Origin of the sequence: Streptomyces sp. WZ.A104 (assembly GCF_002382885.1) — a bacterium.
In the GTDB taxonomy this organism is placed as follows: domain Bacteria; phylum Actinomycetota; class Actinomycetes; order Streptomycetales; family Streptomycetaceae; genus Streptomyces.
The window spans coordinates 105,150-120,013 of sequence record NZ_NWVL01000009.1 but is presented as its reverse complement, the minus strand read 5'-3'; the positions used below and the strand labels follow the sequence as shown (position 1 = coordinate 120,013).

Genomic DNA, 14,864 nt, shown 5'->3' with positions numbered 1-14,864 from the left:
TGGCAAGGCCACCTCGTCCACGACGGAAGCTTTGAACCGCTCCTGCCCGTGGTCGCGGGAGCGGACCTGCTCATCCGCCCAGACCTGTTCACCCGCCTGCACGCCACCATCGGCCCCTCCCGCTGCCAGGCAGGTATCAACGTCCGCCACATGACAGCAGCCCAGGACGACGACATCCCCGACGACGAGGACTGAGAACACCCCCGCGACGCTCGCCTCCCTGCCCCCGCGGTCTGCTTCCAAAGCGTTCGGCCGGACTCATCTCAGAGCCTCGACGGCGCCTGCGAAACGCCGGAGTGGGTGGAGGAGGCGCATGCCGTGCTTAAAAGGTCAGCCATGGGTGCAGGACTACCGTCCAGCCGCACATACGGGCTCGGGCAGAGGGGTGGATCGCTACGCTGGTCGCAGGTGCGGCGCTCCCCCCGTGGCGCCGCACCGACCCGCCTTCAGGGGCTCGCCCGTATCGCTGCGGCAGGCGGACATGGGGCGTCTAGCCGCCGCTGGCCTGGTCCTCCTCGCCCTCCCGGCGGACAGGCCCGGCCAGTGCTTCGGCCTCCTGCATGAGCCGGTCTGCTAGAGCGAAGTCCCCCAGCTCGACCGCGAGCGCGGCGCGCACGAACGCGGCGAGCGCGATGCTTCCGTTGCGCACCTCGAAGATGCGGAACACCCCGTCCGCGTACGCGGCGCGGTGTCGGCACCTGGACTGCACGCAGTACCCCTCGGCGGCCAGGGCGAGCCGCTTGAAGGCGCCGTTCTTCTCGTCGGTGAGCTGGGCTGGACAGCCCAAGTGATCCAGCGTGATCCGGATGTGGGCGCGCATCTCGGCCGGGCGGATGGTGAGCCGGCCGCCGCCGGGCGTGACGTAGCGGCCCGGTGTCACCGGGCCGTACGGATGGATCAGCGGCAGATCCTTGTCCACCGCGTGCAGGGCGGGCAGTCCGTCGTACTCGAAGTAGGGGCCTGCAATGCCGTTGTGCTCGATTGCCATGCGGTCCTCGTCTCGGTCGTGGGGCGGGCGCCGGGCCGTCCCGTCACGCGCTGGTGCCGGGCACGTTCCGCAGCAGTGCGGAGGTCATCGCCAGCAGCGTCTCCGCCTCGGCCCGGTCGTACTTGAAGTCCTTGGTGACCGTGTCGTTGTGCAGGGCGCCGCAGGTCTGGCCGTACAGGGCGTCCTGGATCCGCCACCACCGCTCGGTCTGGCTGCACTGGCTGGGGACCTTCCTCCCGGGGTTGTCCCAGCCCGCGTTCTCCCGGACCCACTCCAATGCCCGCCTGATCTGCAGGATGGACGCCGGGATCTCGCCCACGGTCAGCAGCCGCTGCGCTTCTCGCAGGGTCCGGCCGACCTCGTCCCTCTCCGGGTCGCCGAGCGGATACGGCACGGCCATCTCGAACGCTGCGCACGGCCCCAGCTGCGCGAGCTGCTGTTCCCACCGGCTCTTGGCGATGGTGATGTGCGCCGTGTCCTGGGCGCTCCCCGGGTAGCCGGGTGCCTGCAGCAGCGTCGCGTTGAGGTCGATCTCGAACCGTGCGTCGCCGGTGCGGCCTTCCTCGATCGCGTGGATCTGCAACGACGTCAGCGGGAACGACAGGGTGACGCGGTGGACGGTCACCTTCGGGGTATACGCCAGATTCACCGTGGTCCGGGCGAGCCGCGAGCGCTGTCCCGTCGCCTCGAAGCCGAACAGGTCCGCCTCCAGGGCGAGGATCTTCCCGGCCTCGGTGAAGGGCGACACCCCGACGGCGAGCTGGACGCTCAGCTCGTGGGCTCCCAGCGCGCGGCGCAGCCACGTCTGGTCGGTGCTGACCACCGCGGTGAACCGGATGTCGTCGTCGAAGCGGAGTTCCTGCATAGCTCCCCCAAGGGCGTGTCGATCACCCGACTCTGCCGGGCGGGCCGCCGCATCACCCCCGATTTCCCCCCGCCACGGGCTCCAGCCCCCAGGCCCAACGAACCCAGCGGCCGTCGACCCGGGCTCGGCGCAGCCAACTACCCAAACAAGGAGGAACCTGGCGTCTCCCACCCAGGGGCCCCCGGATATGATCACAGCACACCCGATCTCCTCCCCTACTTCCAGCCCTCTCAATGGGGTTGCAGGCTGGTCTCAATCTTTACATCCTGGCAGTTCAAAGCACTTTTTGGCCGGTTAGATCTCACTTGATCGCATTCTCACTCCTTGCAGCATCACAGGTCAGAGACCTACTAGAAGACCATCAGGCTGCAACACAACTGAGACGACATACCTGGGGCGGATCGCGGACAGGTACGGCCTGACAGTGCGGAGTCTGCTGTCGTCGGTTACCGAAGTGGCTGGCCGCCAAGGCGTCGTCGGGGCTCTGCAGGGCGACAGTGAGGTGTTCTTGAACGCCGCGGCCCGGGACCGGGTCTCGGCGCTGTGTCGCGTGCCGCAGGTGGGCTTACGCCGCGCGTTGCCGGCTTGGACGCGGGAGGAGCCGCTGGGCCCCTCACAGGAGAGGCCGACGGCGCGGCTCCACAACGGGGTGGAGACGGTCGCTGCCTGGGGTCCGGCGTGCCCGGGCTGTGTAGCTGCGCGGACCGGTCGTGTTGCACCAGCCCGGGTGTACCTGGCGGCGCACCAGCGAGTCTGCCCACGCCACCGGTACTGGTTGATGAGCGTGCCTGGCAGCGGGGGTTGTGTCGTCGGGCTGGCTGGATGCCCGGAGGTGGTCCAGGCGCAGGAGGATCACCGGAGGCTGCTGCGCCGCTCCCCCGTCGCTGGTTCGGCGTTCGAGGTCGCGGAGGCGGTCACAGCCTGGTGGTGGGCCCAGCAGTGGCCGGAGGAAACTCTGTGGCCGGCGAGGCTGTGTGCGACGGTTCCCGAGGGCGAGGAGCCCGGGCGGTGGCGGGTCCTGGCACGGGGCTTGGTTACCTATCCGGAGACGGTTGCCGTTGCCAAGGTGTTGGTAGACCAGACGATGAGGCACCGTATCGCAACCCAGGTACGCGGCCTGCGCGGCCACCTCCTTTTCTGTCTGGGTGACCTCCCCGTGCTCGTCAGTGAGCTGGCGTGCTGTCTGTGGCGGCCTTGGCTCGTTGATCGCCTGGCATCGTGTATGGACGGACCGTTGTTCGCCTGGGCGCACCAGTGCAGCAAGGCGGAGGAAGCGCCCGATGGCGACGGGCAGCGGTTGCTGTGGAAGGTCCATCCTGCGCACCGGCCTCGTCCCTTGGCTGACGAGCTCGCCGAGCGCCTGCAGGAGGCGGGCGGCGGTGAAGCCGCAGGGGCTCCGCTCCCCAAGCGGCGGCGCGGGCACAGCCGTCAGGCCGACGATGCCTTCCAAGCGGGCCTGACTCGTGCCCGGGCCTACGCGGCTGAGCGGGGGCATCTGGCCACACGGGCGGACACGCTCCAGGACGGCTTTCCTCTGGGGGCGTGGATGACCAACCAGCGCATGCTTCATCTGGGGATGCCTGCCTGGCGCAGCACCGCGCTGCGGGCACTGGACCCGTACTGGAACACGCCATGGCCGACCCTGTGGCAGCGCACCTACCACGAGGCCAGGTGCCACGTCGCGGAACAGGGCCCGATGGATGCGCAGGGAGGATTTCCCGGTACCGGCCTGAGCCTGGGCGAGTGGCTGTACTTGCAGTGCACCAGGTATCCGGATCTGCATCCTGAGCAGCAACGGCTCCTTGCCCAGCTGGGCATCGATGCCGCGGCGGCTCAGGATGCCCGGCCCCGGCGTCGCAGTCAGCGCGCCGGGGAGCAGGAGGCCCTCGCCCATGCCCGGGCATGGGCCCTGGAGCACGGAAGCCTGGCGGGAGTCCGTGGCAGCACCGTGCAGGAGGACTACCCACTGGGCAGGTGGCTTTCCGACAGGCGTAGCCAGATGGGGCGCGGAGTGCTGTCGCCCGGCCGTGCCGAGGCTCTGGCGCGGATCGATCCGTGGTGGCGGCCGCCCTGGCACTTGTCCTGGCAGCGTTCCTACGAGCACGCGTGCCAGCAGCTCCAGCAGGTAGGGGGCGAGTTGGTGGACGGCTTTGCGCTCATGGACACGTCGGCGCAGGAGTGGCTGCGCATCCAGCAGCGCCGCTACCACCTCCTCCTGCCGGGCCAGCACGATCTCCTGCACCAGCTCGGTCTGACGCCTGAGACGGCCATCGCCCAGGCACCGGACGCCACGGCCAGTGCCTCTGTTGCCCCCGTACGAGCCCCAGGCGGCCCACAAGGTGATGAGGAAGGTGCACCAGCGGTGGGATGCCTTTCTGCGGTCGCGCAGCAGAGGCCGCTGGGTGTTGCCAGGCTCGGACAGCGCCCCGACCACCGTGCCGGATTCCAAAGGGCGCTGGAGCACGCGCGGGCCTGGGCCGACGTCCATGGGCACCTGGCCGTTCCACGGAATACACAGCAGAGCGGCTTCGCCCTCGGAATGTGGCTGTTCAGCCAGCGCAACCGCGCCAAGCAACGCGCCCGGCAAGGCGAGCCCGCCTCGCCGCACCTCGGACAACTGGCCGCGATCGATCCATGGTGGAACCCGCCGTGGCATCTGCACTGGCAGCGCAACTACTACCGCGCCCGCGACGCCATACGTGCCGGCCGCGGAGGCGACACGGTGGGTGGTCTTCCCGTCGGGAAGGACGCCCTGGGTATCTGGGTCAAGCGCCAGTGCACCCTCTACACCAGCCTCCACCCCGACCAGCAACATCTGCTCGCCGCTATCGGCATCACCCGCGACGCCGCCCGGGCGCGGATCGGCCCGCGTGACTCCCGCCGGCTGACCACCACCCCGCGCTTCGATACCGACGTCGCCCATGCCCGCTCGTACACGGCTCGGCACGGGCACCTCGCCACACGCTCGAGAGAGGAACACGAAGGGTTCTCGATCGGACGCTGGCTGGCCGAACACCGCCAACGCGCCCGTAAAAGAACCGGAACATCACCTCAAGCCCGGGTCCTGACCAGCCTGGACCCGTGGTGGAACCCACCCTGGCCGATGCGGTGGCAATACGCCTACCACCGCGCCCGCACCCACCCCGATACCTCACGCGCCACACGATGGATCACCGCCCAGCGCCGGGCGTGGCCGCTCCTGCACCCTGGCCAGCAGCAGCTCTTGTCCGACATCGGCATCAGCGCGGGCAGCTAGCTCTCGTTCAGCGGGGGCGCTCCTGTTCGCTGTGGTAAGCGCGAGCTAGGAGTCCAGCGAACGCAGCGGCCCTCTCGACGCTGTATCGGCCACCTCGGACCTGGAGAAGCAACGCCCGGCCTACCTGCTCGGGATTGAACCCGTTGCTCGCCAGCTCTTGAACGATCTCCTCGATGGACGGTGGTGCCTGCCGGTGGGCACGCTCGCTCACCGCACCAGGTGCAGTCCCGGCTAGGACGGGCCTTTGATCGGCAGATACAGCAGCCTGTACCGGAGCTTCGAAGAGGAGTTGCTGCTCTCTCGGGACGTCTGCAGCCCGCCGGCCTCGCGGTGGTCGCACGTCCCCCGGGAGCAGGTTCTCATCCAGTGGCCTGAGGTCCGGCCTTGCGCGGACAAGGACGCTTTGACCGAAAGGCAAAGCGCCCCACACATAGGTGGCCTGGTTGCCTGCTGTCGGTTTGTCCGCAGGTGTAAGGGCTCCCAGACCGGCCAATGCTGGCCCCGTTGGCGTGTGGCCCACGAGGTCGAGCGTTGCCTTGGGCGGACTCCACCGTAGAAGGTCTGGATAGGCGAACGTGGCGGCTTCGCGTCCTCGGGAGATATCCCACATGCGGCGTGCTTCGAGGTCGATGGTGTCAGCGTCTTGTACGGCACCGGGTGGAGGAGCTGCCGTGACAGCGCCGAGGAGAGCGCCGGCCATCGTGGCGATGGTGTCTGTGTCCGAACCGAGGGTGTTGGCGGCGAGGAGCAGCGCAACTTCTGGGGAACTGGCGTGAGCGTGGGCGAGCGCCGCAGCGAGCACAGTGGTGACTGTGCCTGACCCGCGCGTGGAACCGTCGAAGCCGCCCAGACGCTCCACCAGGGCCGCGTATGCCTCTGCGGTAAGAGGTGCTGCGGCGTCGACAGCTTCGAAGGCTGTGCGACATTCGTCCGCGACAGTGACGGCAGCTGACGCAAAGTCGATGCCAGCGGCGTCGGTCCAGGTAGGCAGCCAGAGGTACGCGAGTTCGTCGTCCTTTGCAATGACGTCCGGTACCTGCTCCAGCCAGTCGACCGCGGGGCGCCACTGCTTGGGTCCGGGGATCTCTTTGGTGTCCAGGGTGTGGGCCAGCAGGACAGCGTGCAGGACTGCGCCGAGAATGCCTCGCGGGTGCCCGTGGGTGCTGACTGCGTTGCGCACGACGTCGCGGGTGATGCTGTCCCAGTTGGCGAGGTCCCGCGCGGACCAGACGTGGGGCTGGATACGCATGGCTGCCCCGTTGCCGCCGATGTCGACGTATCGGGCGGCTTTGGTGGCGAAAATGTTCTGCGACCACTTGGCCTCGACCCGCATCAAACCGGTGGCTGCCGCTTTGGTCCCGCGGCCGGCGCCAAGGGCATAAGCCTGCCAGGCAACGACTTCAATCTTCGCGAACGCCTCGGCATCGAACTCCCCGTCCCCGCGGATGGCACGTGAGGTGGCCAGGCGCAGCTGGGTGTCGTCGGAATACGCGCCTGCCGGAAGGGGCATGTCGCGCCCGTAGCGTCCTCCGATGCGTCTCTTCCAGGGAACGGTGGTGGTGACCTCGTCCTGTCCGATGCGGCGGCGTACACCAGCGGCATCGGTCAGTTCGGTGATAAAGCCGAGTGCGTCTCCGTACGCAGCCCACTGGGCCGAGGCGCGTACTGCCTCCCATTGCATGGCGCTCACCGTAGTCCTTACCTGCCGAACGTGACCTGGTCGACGATGATGTCGACCTCATCATGTCCGCTGACACTGACAATGGCCTCAGCCTTCGCTGCGTCCTCGTCAGTGAGGACGAAAATGCGTTGCAGGTATCGGGTGGAGACGGCCTGCGGGTAGAGCACCTCGGCTTGAGGGTTCGTGGGCAGGTGAGGCTCGCGGTTGCCACGTGGCGGCGTGTTCTTGCCGAAGCCATAGGGGACGCGGTCGGCGAAGAGAGCTTCGGCCCCAGGCAGTCCTTCCACTGGCGTGATGCCTTCGTATCCCATGTTGCTTGGTGAGAACAGGACGCCTGGGTGCGTCATGATGACGGGATCGAAGCTGAGGACTGCCCAGAAGAGATCTTCGTTGGCCCACCACTTCTGGCTGCTGGTCCGTAGGAAGCTGTGGTTGGGTTCGCTGATGCTGAGGTTCACGTACCGCCAGTATTTCGGGTCTTCGCGGCGCCACTTGGCGTTCTCGTGATAAATGCTCTCTAGGTACTCATCTGTGGACAGAAGCGCCCGCGCCTTGCATTTTCGTTGCAGAAGCATGCCCAGCAAACCCCTGTTTGTCGTGAAGTGAACGACCTCCCTGATCTTGCGCTCCTGGACGAGGACGCTGATGCCGTGATCCTGTCCTTGGCCACCCGGTATAGCCGGGATCGGCTCCGCCGCGGTCATACGGCCTTCACCTCGTAGGTGTCCGGGTCCATGCAAGCGATGAGGTCGCTTGCCTCGGATGGCTTGTAGGTGATGGTCAACGTCTTGCGGGCGCGTCCGGCGGACATGGCCAGCAAGCGCAGGTGGGCGTCTCGTTCGCTGTCGCCGGGTTCGGTGGCGTGGGGCATGACTTCGCTGTTGAGACCGACGATGATCACGTGGTCGAACTCCAGCCCCTTGGCAGAGTGCATGGTCGACAGTGCAACGTTCACCGGCCCCGTCGGCCACTCGGCGTTGCGGGTGAGTTCGACGTAGGCCAGTCCGGCGGCGTTCAAACGGTTCTTGACCTCGCCGAACCAGCCCTTGGCATGGAGGATGGCGACGGATTCGTCGTTGTCAGGTCCAAGGCCGTTGAGAAACTGCACAACATGGTCCATCTGCTGGCTGAAGGTGCCCTGGACCAGCAAGGGCTTGTCGCCCTCCTCTTTGCAGGAGGTCAGATCGGGGATCGCGGCGTCGTCCGTTGTCTCTACGTCTTCGAGCAGCGGGGCGGCGAAGGCGGCGATCTGCCGAGTGTTGCGGAAGTTTTTGGACAACAGCTTGCTGTTGTGCGAGCCCACGCTCAGGCCGACTTCGCTCCAGGTGAAGCGCTGCGGATAGATGCGCTGAGCAGCGTCGAGGACGAAGGTGAGTGTGTATTCGTCGGTGAGGTGGTTGAGTACGGCCCGGACCTGGTTGGCGGAGAAGTCCTGAGCTTCGTCGACCACGACCACGTGGTAGGGGTCGTCGGCGCGCTTGGCCGCCATGGCATTCGCCAGGTCGGACCAGTCCCAGGCCTGCTGCTGCTTCTTCCACTCCTGGAAGGGGTGGATCACTTCTTCCAGCAGCCGACGTCGCAGCGGGGCCGGCATCCGCGGAGAGCGGCCACGACCCTGACGTTCGCACTCGATGTACTCGTCCAGGCGGTCGGGCATGAAGCGGCCCAGGACATAGTCCACCTCGGAACGCACGAAGTCGGCGGGCAACGGCAGAGGCTCGGCTAGAACCTCCAGCTTCCGACTGCTCTCCCGGTCCTGGAGGATCCGCTCATAGGCCACGCGGTCGGTGGCCCACTTTGCGAATGTGGAGATCGTCAGCTCGACGTCATTGCCCTTGAGCTGTTCCCGGGTGAGTTCCTCGATGTAGCCGCGCAACGTCCGGTTGTACGTGAGAACTAGGACACGGACGGGGCCGCTGATGAAACCGTCACGACGACGCCGCTGCCAGAAACCGACGGTGAACTTCAGCCGGTAGAGGGCGGTCGTGGTCTTGCCGCTGCCTGCGGCACCCCGTACGACGAACACCCCTGGCTTGTGATTGTTGATCACCGTGAGTTGCTCGCTCGTCGGCTGCTTCGGCCTGAGAACCTTCATCAGCGCGGTCCCTCCCCAAGAATCGCTTCCCCACACCTGATGCCATGTTAGAAGCACACGCTGCTGGCCGGGTTGAGGATCGGACAGGCAGTCTGTCGCACAAACTCGGACAGTGACACCATCAGTCACCCATTTGGGTGACGGACGTCAAGCGCGCGCCCAGGCGTCCGCCGGACTAATCACCCGGGTCTGCTGCAGCCCCCGGCGGATCCGGTTTCGCTTCGTCTGCTGCACATCTGTGAAAACGTGCGCCCCGGGCGGCAAGCACGAGACCGTGGTGGAGTGATCCTTCCTCCCGGCCTCCTACATACCGCTCCCCTGCACGGAGAGACGACGTCGTCGCTGATCTGCCGCATCGCCGGCCGCTACGGGCTCGAAGCGACGGCGTTGCGGTCCTGCTGGAAGTGGCGCAGCCACCAGCCTCGGCACGACGGAGGGGGCGCGCGGGCAGACGCCGAGGTGCTGTTAAACACGGCGGGGCGGCAGCTCCTGGCAGGCCTGTGCGGCGTCGAGGACGGTGTGCTGGCGCGGGCGTTGCCGTCCTGGGGGCGGGAGGATGCCAGGCTGCCGGCCGCGGATGCCGGGGAGCCGGTGGCGGCGTGGCGGATCGGTGGTGCGGTTGCCGGGCCGGTCGCGTTCGGCTGTCGTCTGTGCACGGCCCGGCGTACGGGGACGGCTGGGCGGGCGGTGCTGTACGCCCCGCGGTGGAACCGTGTGTGTGTCCGGCACGGGCAGTGGCTCCTGGACGCGGACGCCGACCAGCCTCACGAGCATCTGGACGTGCGGCGTCTGCCGGAGGTGGTCGCGGCGCAGCGGCGGTGGGCGGGGGTGGCGCGGCGGGCGGTGCGGGCGGGGGCCGAGCCGGAGAGGGTGTTCGCGCTGGCGCACGCGGTGGTGGCCCGGTGGTGGGAGCAGGCCCTGCATTGGGAGCGGGAGAAGGTCTGGCCGCGGCGGTTGCTTCAGGTCGCGGGCGGTGATGCCGGGGGTGATCTGGAGTGGTGGCGGATCGTGGGGCGGGACGCGGTCGTCTTTCCCGAGGTAGTGGCGGTCGCCGACGCGTTGCTGGATCCGGGCATGGGCGAGCTGGTGTGGGTGGACAGCGGTGCCGGGCAGCCGCGAGTGCTGTCCGTCGACGGGTTGTTCTGCCGTCGGCTCGGTGAGCGGGTGGGGCGGGGTTGGCTGGGGCCGTTGGCTGCGGCGGACCATGGCGGTCCGCTGATCGCGTGGATGGGCAGCGTGATCCGGCTGCGCCGTGGGGCCGGTGGGCCTCCCGGATATGACAACGACCCCTGGTGGCTGCGCCGGGAGCATCAGCCGGTGACGATGGCGGGGCAGTTGCGGGTGCTGGGCAAGGAGAAGAAGGCACCCGGTTCGGGGACGATGTGGCGGGCGGTGGTGCCGGCCGAGCAGCGGATGCGGATCGGCAGTCTCATCGGCAGTGCCGAGGAGCAGTTGCTGCAGCTGCGCGGCGTGCAGAGCGGGCCGACCGCCGAGGTCGCCCGGCAGCTGCTGCAGGGCCTCGGTCGCAGTGCCGGTCTGGTCGAGGCGGCCTGGAAGCGGACCGCGGTGGCGGCGGTGAACGGCGGGGTGCCGTTGGAGGAGGTGGCCCGGTGGGCGGATATGTCCCCCGGGACGCTGAGGAGGATGCTGACGGCGGGCGGGCAGGAAGAGGACGGCTGAGAGCAAGGTGGGACCGGGCGCATCACCTGTTAGCTGATACAGCACTCGTTTGTGGCAGAAACCCTGAAAACGACGATGCTTGTCGGCGGGAGCGGCTTGGCTGACGCGGGTGATCAGCACAGGAGAGGCCGCCCGTCCCGGGGGCCGGGCAGGGCGAGTGGCCGTGGATCGTCGCAGTGGGTTCGAGGCGGTGTTCCTCGATCCGGTGGGGCAGCCGGTTCAGCAGCGGTGGGCGGATGCCGCCATGACCGTGGGATTCGAGGAGTTGCCGCCGGTGTCGGCGTTCCCGGTGATCCCGGGGCGCCGCTGGGGGCCGGGTCTGTGGTGGTCGGCGACCACCGGGCGGCACGTGGCCGCGGGTTCGAACGCGATGCGTACCCAGCTGATGGTCCTGGACCGCGACCCCGATGTGACCGGGCTCGCGGGGCGTCCGGTACGCGTGTTGTGGCGCGAGGAGCGGGGCCGGGTGCGTTCCTGGGTGCCGCAGCTGTTCGCCCGGTACCGCGACGGCACGGGTCTGCTGGCCGACTGCCCCAGCCACCCGGAGGCCGGCGGCGACCGCGCCGTGAAGGCCGCCGAAGCGGTGAGCGCGGCGTGTGAGGAGATCGGCTGGACCTACCGGCGTCTTGCGCCGCTCGACGACGTCCGGGCCGCCAATCTGAAATGGCTGGCCGGCTACCGCCACCCCCGCAACGCCGGCCGCCCCAGCCTGACGCCCGCGGTGGTGGAGGCGTTCGCGCGGCCGCGGCCGCTGATCGAGGGCGTCGAAGCGGCCGGCGACCCGATCGAGGTCCTGCCGGTGGTCTTCCACGCCCTGTGGCACGGACGGGTGACAGCAGACCTGGAAGCGCCGCTGCACGAACGTGTCCTGGTCGGTCCTGCGGGCTGGAATGGCCCGGGTCCGGGCACTGTTGGAGGGGTCCGGTGACCGCGCGGCGCAACGCCCGGCCATCGGTGAAGGTCGGGGCGCAGGTCCGGTTCCGCGGTGTGAAGTGGCAGGTGGTCGCCCTGTCCGGGCAGACCATTCACCTCGTCGGCCCGGACGGCGGTGGCGAGGCGGTGCTCGCCGGGTACCTGTTCGCCGATCCCGGCTTCAGCGTCATCGGGGCCGACGTGCCGCAGGCGGCCCCGCAGTGGGGGCTGTTCGAGACCGCCCCCGCCGCGGCACGTGAGAAGGCTCTGGCCTGGCAGCGGCACGTGCGGGAAGTCGAATGCGGCCTTGCCGACGGGCCCGGCAGTGCTGGAGCGGTGCGTGAGCAGTACGACCCAGAGCGGCGCACGCTGGCCGAGCGGGAACAGGCCAAGGCCGAGGAGCTGACCGCGCTCGGCTTCGGCCGGGTGTCGCGCACCACGGTGCAGCGCATGCGGCTCGCTTATCGCAAGCAGGGCCTGTGGGGGCTCCTGGACCACCGCACCACTCGTGCCTCCAGCCCTACCGGGCGGTCCGACGAACGGGTCGTCGCCGCCGTCCATGAAGCGCTGCGCCGCCGGCGCGGGCGCTCCAAAGGCACCATCAACGGCCTGTTCCCGCTCATCAACCAGATCCTCGAAGATCAGCACGGCCCCGGTGCGGTGCCCGTGCCGTCCCAGGCGACGCTGTACCGGCTCGTCACCACGCTCGCCCGCCCCGGCGAACTGCCCAGCGGTCCGGTCCGCCAGGTGCCCGCGAGTGTCGAGGGGCGGGCCTTCGCCCCCGCTACGGCGCTGCGGCCGGGTGAGCAGGTCCAGATCGACACCACCCGCCTGGATGTTCTGGCCCTCTTCGACGACGGGCGCCTGGCCCGGCCCGAGCTGACCATCGCCGTCGACGTCGCCACCCGCGCCATCCTGGCCGCCGTGCTGTGCCCCAGCGCGACCAAGGCCGTGGACGCGGCCCTGCTGCTCGCGGAGATGGCGGTCCCGCACCCGGCCAGGCCGACCTGGCCGGACATCCTGCGCATGGATCACGCCCGCGCGCTCCCCCACCAGCGGCTGGTCACGCTGGACGGGCGTCTGGCCGGTGCGGCGGCCCGGCCGGTCGTGCTGCCCGAGACGATCGTCGTCGACCGGGGCAAAGTCTTCGTCTCCGCCGCGTTCACCGCCGCCTGCGAGAGCCTCGGCATCAGTGTCCAGCCGGCCCCGCCCCGCGCCCCCACCGCGAAGGGCATCGTCGAGCGCACCTTCGGCTCCATCAACGCCCTGTTCTGCCAGCACCTGCCCGGCTACACCGGATCCGACGTCACCCGCCGCGGCCCCGACACCGAGAAAGACGCCTGCTACAGCGTCACCCAGCTCCAGGACCTCCTCGATGAGTGGCTGGTGCACTACCACCACCGGCCCCACGAAGGGCTGCGCCACCCGATGATGCCCAGGAAGGCAATCACACCGAACCAGATGTGGGCTGTCCTCGTCGCGGTCGCTGGGTACGTGCCCGTTCCGCTGACCGGGCGCGACTACCTCGAACTGCTCCCCGTGCGCTGGCAGGCCATCACCCCCGGCGGCATCACCATCCACCACCGCACCTACGACGCGGACCTCCTCGCCCCACACCGCGGCCAGGCCTCCCCCGTCGCCGGACGCGGCGGGAAATGGGAGATCCACTACAACCCCCACGACGTGCGCCAGATCTGGGTCCGCCTTCCCGACGGTGAACTCACCGAGATTCCGTGGATCCACCGCGACCACGTCCACCGGCCCTTCGACGAACGCACCTGGCAGCACATCCGCACCCAGGCCGTTGACGGCAACCACGGTGACGCCGAGCAGCACGAAGCCGGCCTCGCCGACGCCCTCGACCAGCTCATGCGCCGCGTCCACAGCGGCCACGCCACCACAACGGAGCAGGCACTTCTGGCCCGCACCGCTCGCCTCCCTCTCCCTGCAGCCCGCGATGGGGACCCCGGCACCGAAGCACCCGCCGGCAGCCCGGCGCAGCAAGGCGACGAAGGCAACGACGACAGCATCGACGACCTCGACAACCTGCCCGACGACAACCTCAGCCCCGCCCCGGCCACCGGATTCGGGCTCTACAACGCACACGAGGAAGCCGCCACATGGTGACCCCCAGCCCGCCAAGCGCGAGCAGCACACCAGCCGGCGCCGGCGACAGCGGCGGAGCCGAGCTGTCCTGGCCGCTGACCACCTGGCAGGGCTGGCACCGCTTCACCACCACCGCCCCGCCCGCCCCTCCCCGGCCAGGTGACCCGCCCCGCAGCACGGAGGAACGCCTGGCCTACCACTCCAGCTTCGTCACCATCCGCACCCCCGCCATCCACACCCTGGCCACCCAGGTCCGCACCCTGATGATCCTCGGACGCCACCAGCAGACCACCGCACGGCCCTCCCTCATCGTCACCGGACCCGCCGCCGCAGGGAAAACCACCGCGCTCCTGAACGTCGGGCGTACCTGCCACCTCGCCCACACCCGCAAAAACCCGCCGCCACCGGGATCAGCACACGCCGCGGTACCCGTCGCGTATGTTCTGGTCCCGCCCGGCGCGACCGCGAAAACCCTCATCACCGAGTTCGCCCGCTACCTCGGCATCCCCGTGGCCACGCGCATGACCCAGACCCAGATCACCGAAGCCGTCTGCCACACCTACACACAGGCCGGTGTCCAGCTGGTGATGATCGACGAGATCCACCGCCTCAACCCCCGCACCACCACCGGCGCCCAAACCGCCGACCTTCTGAAAGACCTCAGCGAACGCCTGCCCGCGACATTCGTCTACGCCGGCATCAACGTCACCGACACCCCCCTGTTCACCGGCGTGCGAGGAGCCCAACTCGCCGGGCGCGCCACCCTCGTCGACTGCGGCCCCCTCTCCGCCCGCCACGGCAAGCGTGAACCCTTCCGCGAGTGCATCACCGATATCGAGAACGCCCTCGACCTCCAGCAGCACAAACCCGGCACCCTCCCACGCCACGCCCCCTACCTCCACCAGCGCACCGCAGGCCGCATCGGATCCCTCACCCGACTCATCCGCCAAGCCGCCATCAGCGACGGCACCGAACGCATCACCAAAACCACCCTCGACACCATCCGCCTCGACCACCTCGCCGAAACCCACCACCGCCCCCGCCGAGGCCGATAGGCACACCTGCCAGGCAGACAAAACAGCGCTGACCAGCACAAACACCAACTGGGCCTTTACACGCTAGAACTAACTACAACAGCCCCATCCCCGCTCAGCACAGAACACATAACCCCAGCTCAGGTACCCCAACCCACCTGTCCGGGCCGCCAATTCCACCTCTCAGCGAACCAGCAACACCCCAGACCAGCTACCTCGCTGTACACCAACAAACCCCCCTCCCAGC

General features: G+C 68.8%; 11 protein-coding genes. 6 read left to right on the top strand and 5 right to left on the bottom strand.

The window, feature by feature from the left end:
* The first annotated feature begins 48 nt into the window (after positions 1-48).
* The gene (locus CIB93_RS37770; RefSeq protein WP_179500013.1) at positions 49-195 is read left to right on the top strand and encodes a hypothetical protein; all 147 of its coding nucleotides are present in this window, start codon (positions 49-51) and stop codon (positions 193-195) included.
* A 295-nt stretch (positions 196-490) separates the two neighbouring features.
* On the opposite strand, the gene CIB93_RS07390 is transcribed toward CIB93_RS37770, so the two are convergent.
* Together CIB93_RS07390 and CIB93_RS07385 are read right to left on the bottom strand one after the other, a co-directional pair.
* Positions 491-988 carry a DUF6420 family protein gene (locus CIB93_RS07390; RefSeq protein WP_067307406.1) on the bottom strand — a complete coding sequence of 166 codons (498 nt, stop codon included), beginning with the start codon at positions 986-988 and terminating at the stop codon, positions 491-493.
* Between the two features lie 43 nt (positions 989-1,031).
* The gene (locus CIB93_RS07385; RefSeq protein WP_096625259.1) at positions 1,032-1,853 is read right to left on the bottom strand and encodes a hypothetical protein; all 822 of its coding nucleotides are present in this window, start codon (positions 1,851-1,853) and stop codon (positions 1,032-1,034) included.
* Positions 1,854-2,685: 832 nt separating this feature from the next.
* On the opposite strand from CIB93_RS07385, the gene CIB93_RS07380 reads away from it, so the two are divergent.
* The gene (locus CIB93_RS07380; RefSeq protein WP_257002078.1) at positions 2,686-5,109 is read left to right on the top strand and encodes a helicase associated domain-containing protein; all 2,424 of its coding nucleotides are present in this window, start codon (positions 2,686-2,688) and stop codon (positions 5,107-5,109) included.
* Positions 5,110-5,116: 7 nt separating this feature from the next.
* On the opposite strand, the gene CIB93_RS07375 is transcribed toward CIB93_RS07380, so the two are convergent.
* The 3 genes from CIB93_RS07375 to CIB93_RS07365 are packed head-to-tail and all read right to left on the bottom strand — an operon-like array spanning position 5,117 to position 8,885.
* The gene (locus CIB93_RS07375) at positions 5,117-6,790 is read right to left on the bottom strand and encodes an ADP-ribosylglycohydrolase family protein (RefSeq protein WP_257002084.1); all 1,674 of its coding nucleotides are present in this window, start codon (positions 6,788-6,790) and stop codon (positions 5,117-5,119) included.
* A gap of 17 nt (positions 6,791-6,807) precedes the next feature.
* Positions 6,808-7,494 carry a DarT ssDNA thymidine ADP-ribosyltransferase family protein gene (locus tag CIB93_RS07370; RefSeq protein WP_096625253.1) on the bottom strand — a complete coding sequence of 229 codons (687 nt, stop codon included), beginning with the start codon at positions 7,492-7,494 and terminating at the stop codon, positions 6,808-6,810.
* Complete coding sequence (locus tag CIB93_RS07365; protein WP_096625251.1) at positions 7,491-8,885, bottom strand: 3'-5' exonuclease; 1,395 nt, start codon at positions 8,883-8,885, stop codon at positions 7,491-7,493. The genes CIB93_RS07370 and CIB93_RS07365 overlap by 4 nt, the downstream gene beginning before the upstream one ends.
* A gap of 282 nt (positions 8,886-9,167) precedes the next feature.
* On the opposite strand from CIB93_RS07365, the gene CIB93_RS07360 reads away from it, so the two are divergent.
* From CIB93_RS07360 to CIB93_RS07345, 4 genes are all read left to right on the top strand, one after another.
* Positions 9,168-10,565, top strand: coding sequence for a DNA-binding protein (locus tag CIB93_RS07360; RefSeq protein WP_373558720.1), 1,398 nt, complete (start codon positions 9,168-9,170; stop codon positions 10,563-10,565).
* A 163-nt stretch (positions 10,566-10,728) separates the two neighbouring features.
* Positions 10,729-11,493, top strand: coding sequence for a TnsA-like heteromeric transposase endonuclease subunit (locus tag CIB93_RS07355; RefSeq protein ID WP_096625309.1), 765 nt, complete (start codon positions 10,729-10,731; stop codon positions 11,491-11,493).
* Complete coding sequence (locus CIB93_RS07350; protein WP_096625249.1) at positions 11,490-13,604, top strand: Mu transposase C-terminal domain-containing protein; 2,115 nt, start codon at positions 11,490-11,492, stop codon at positions 13,602-13,604. Before CIB93_RS07355 ends, CIB93_RS07350 begins: the two co-directional genes overlap by 4 nt.
* Entirely contained in the window at positions 13,598-14,638 is a 1,041-nt protein-coding gene (locus CIB93_RS07345; RefSeq protein ID WP_096625247.1) for a TniB family NTP-binding protein, read from the top strand. The genes CIB93_RS07350 and CIB93_RS07345 overlap by 7 nt, the downstream gene beginning before the upstream one ends.
* Positions 14,639-14,864: the final 226 nt, after the last annotated feature.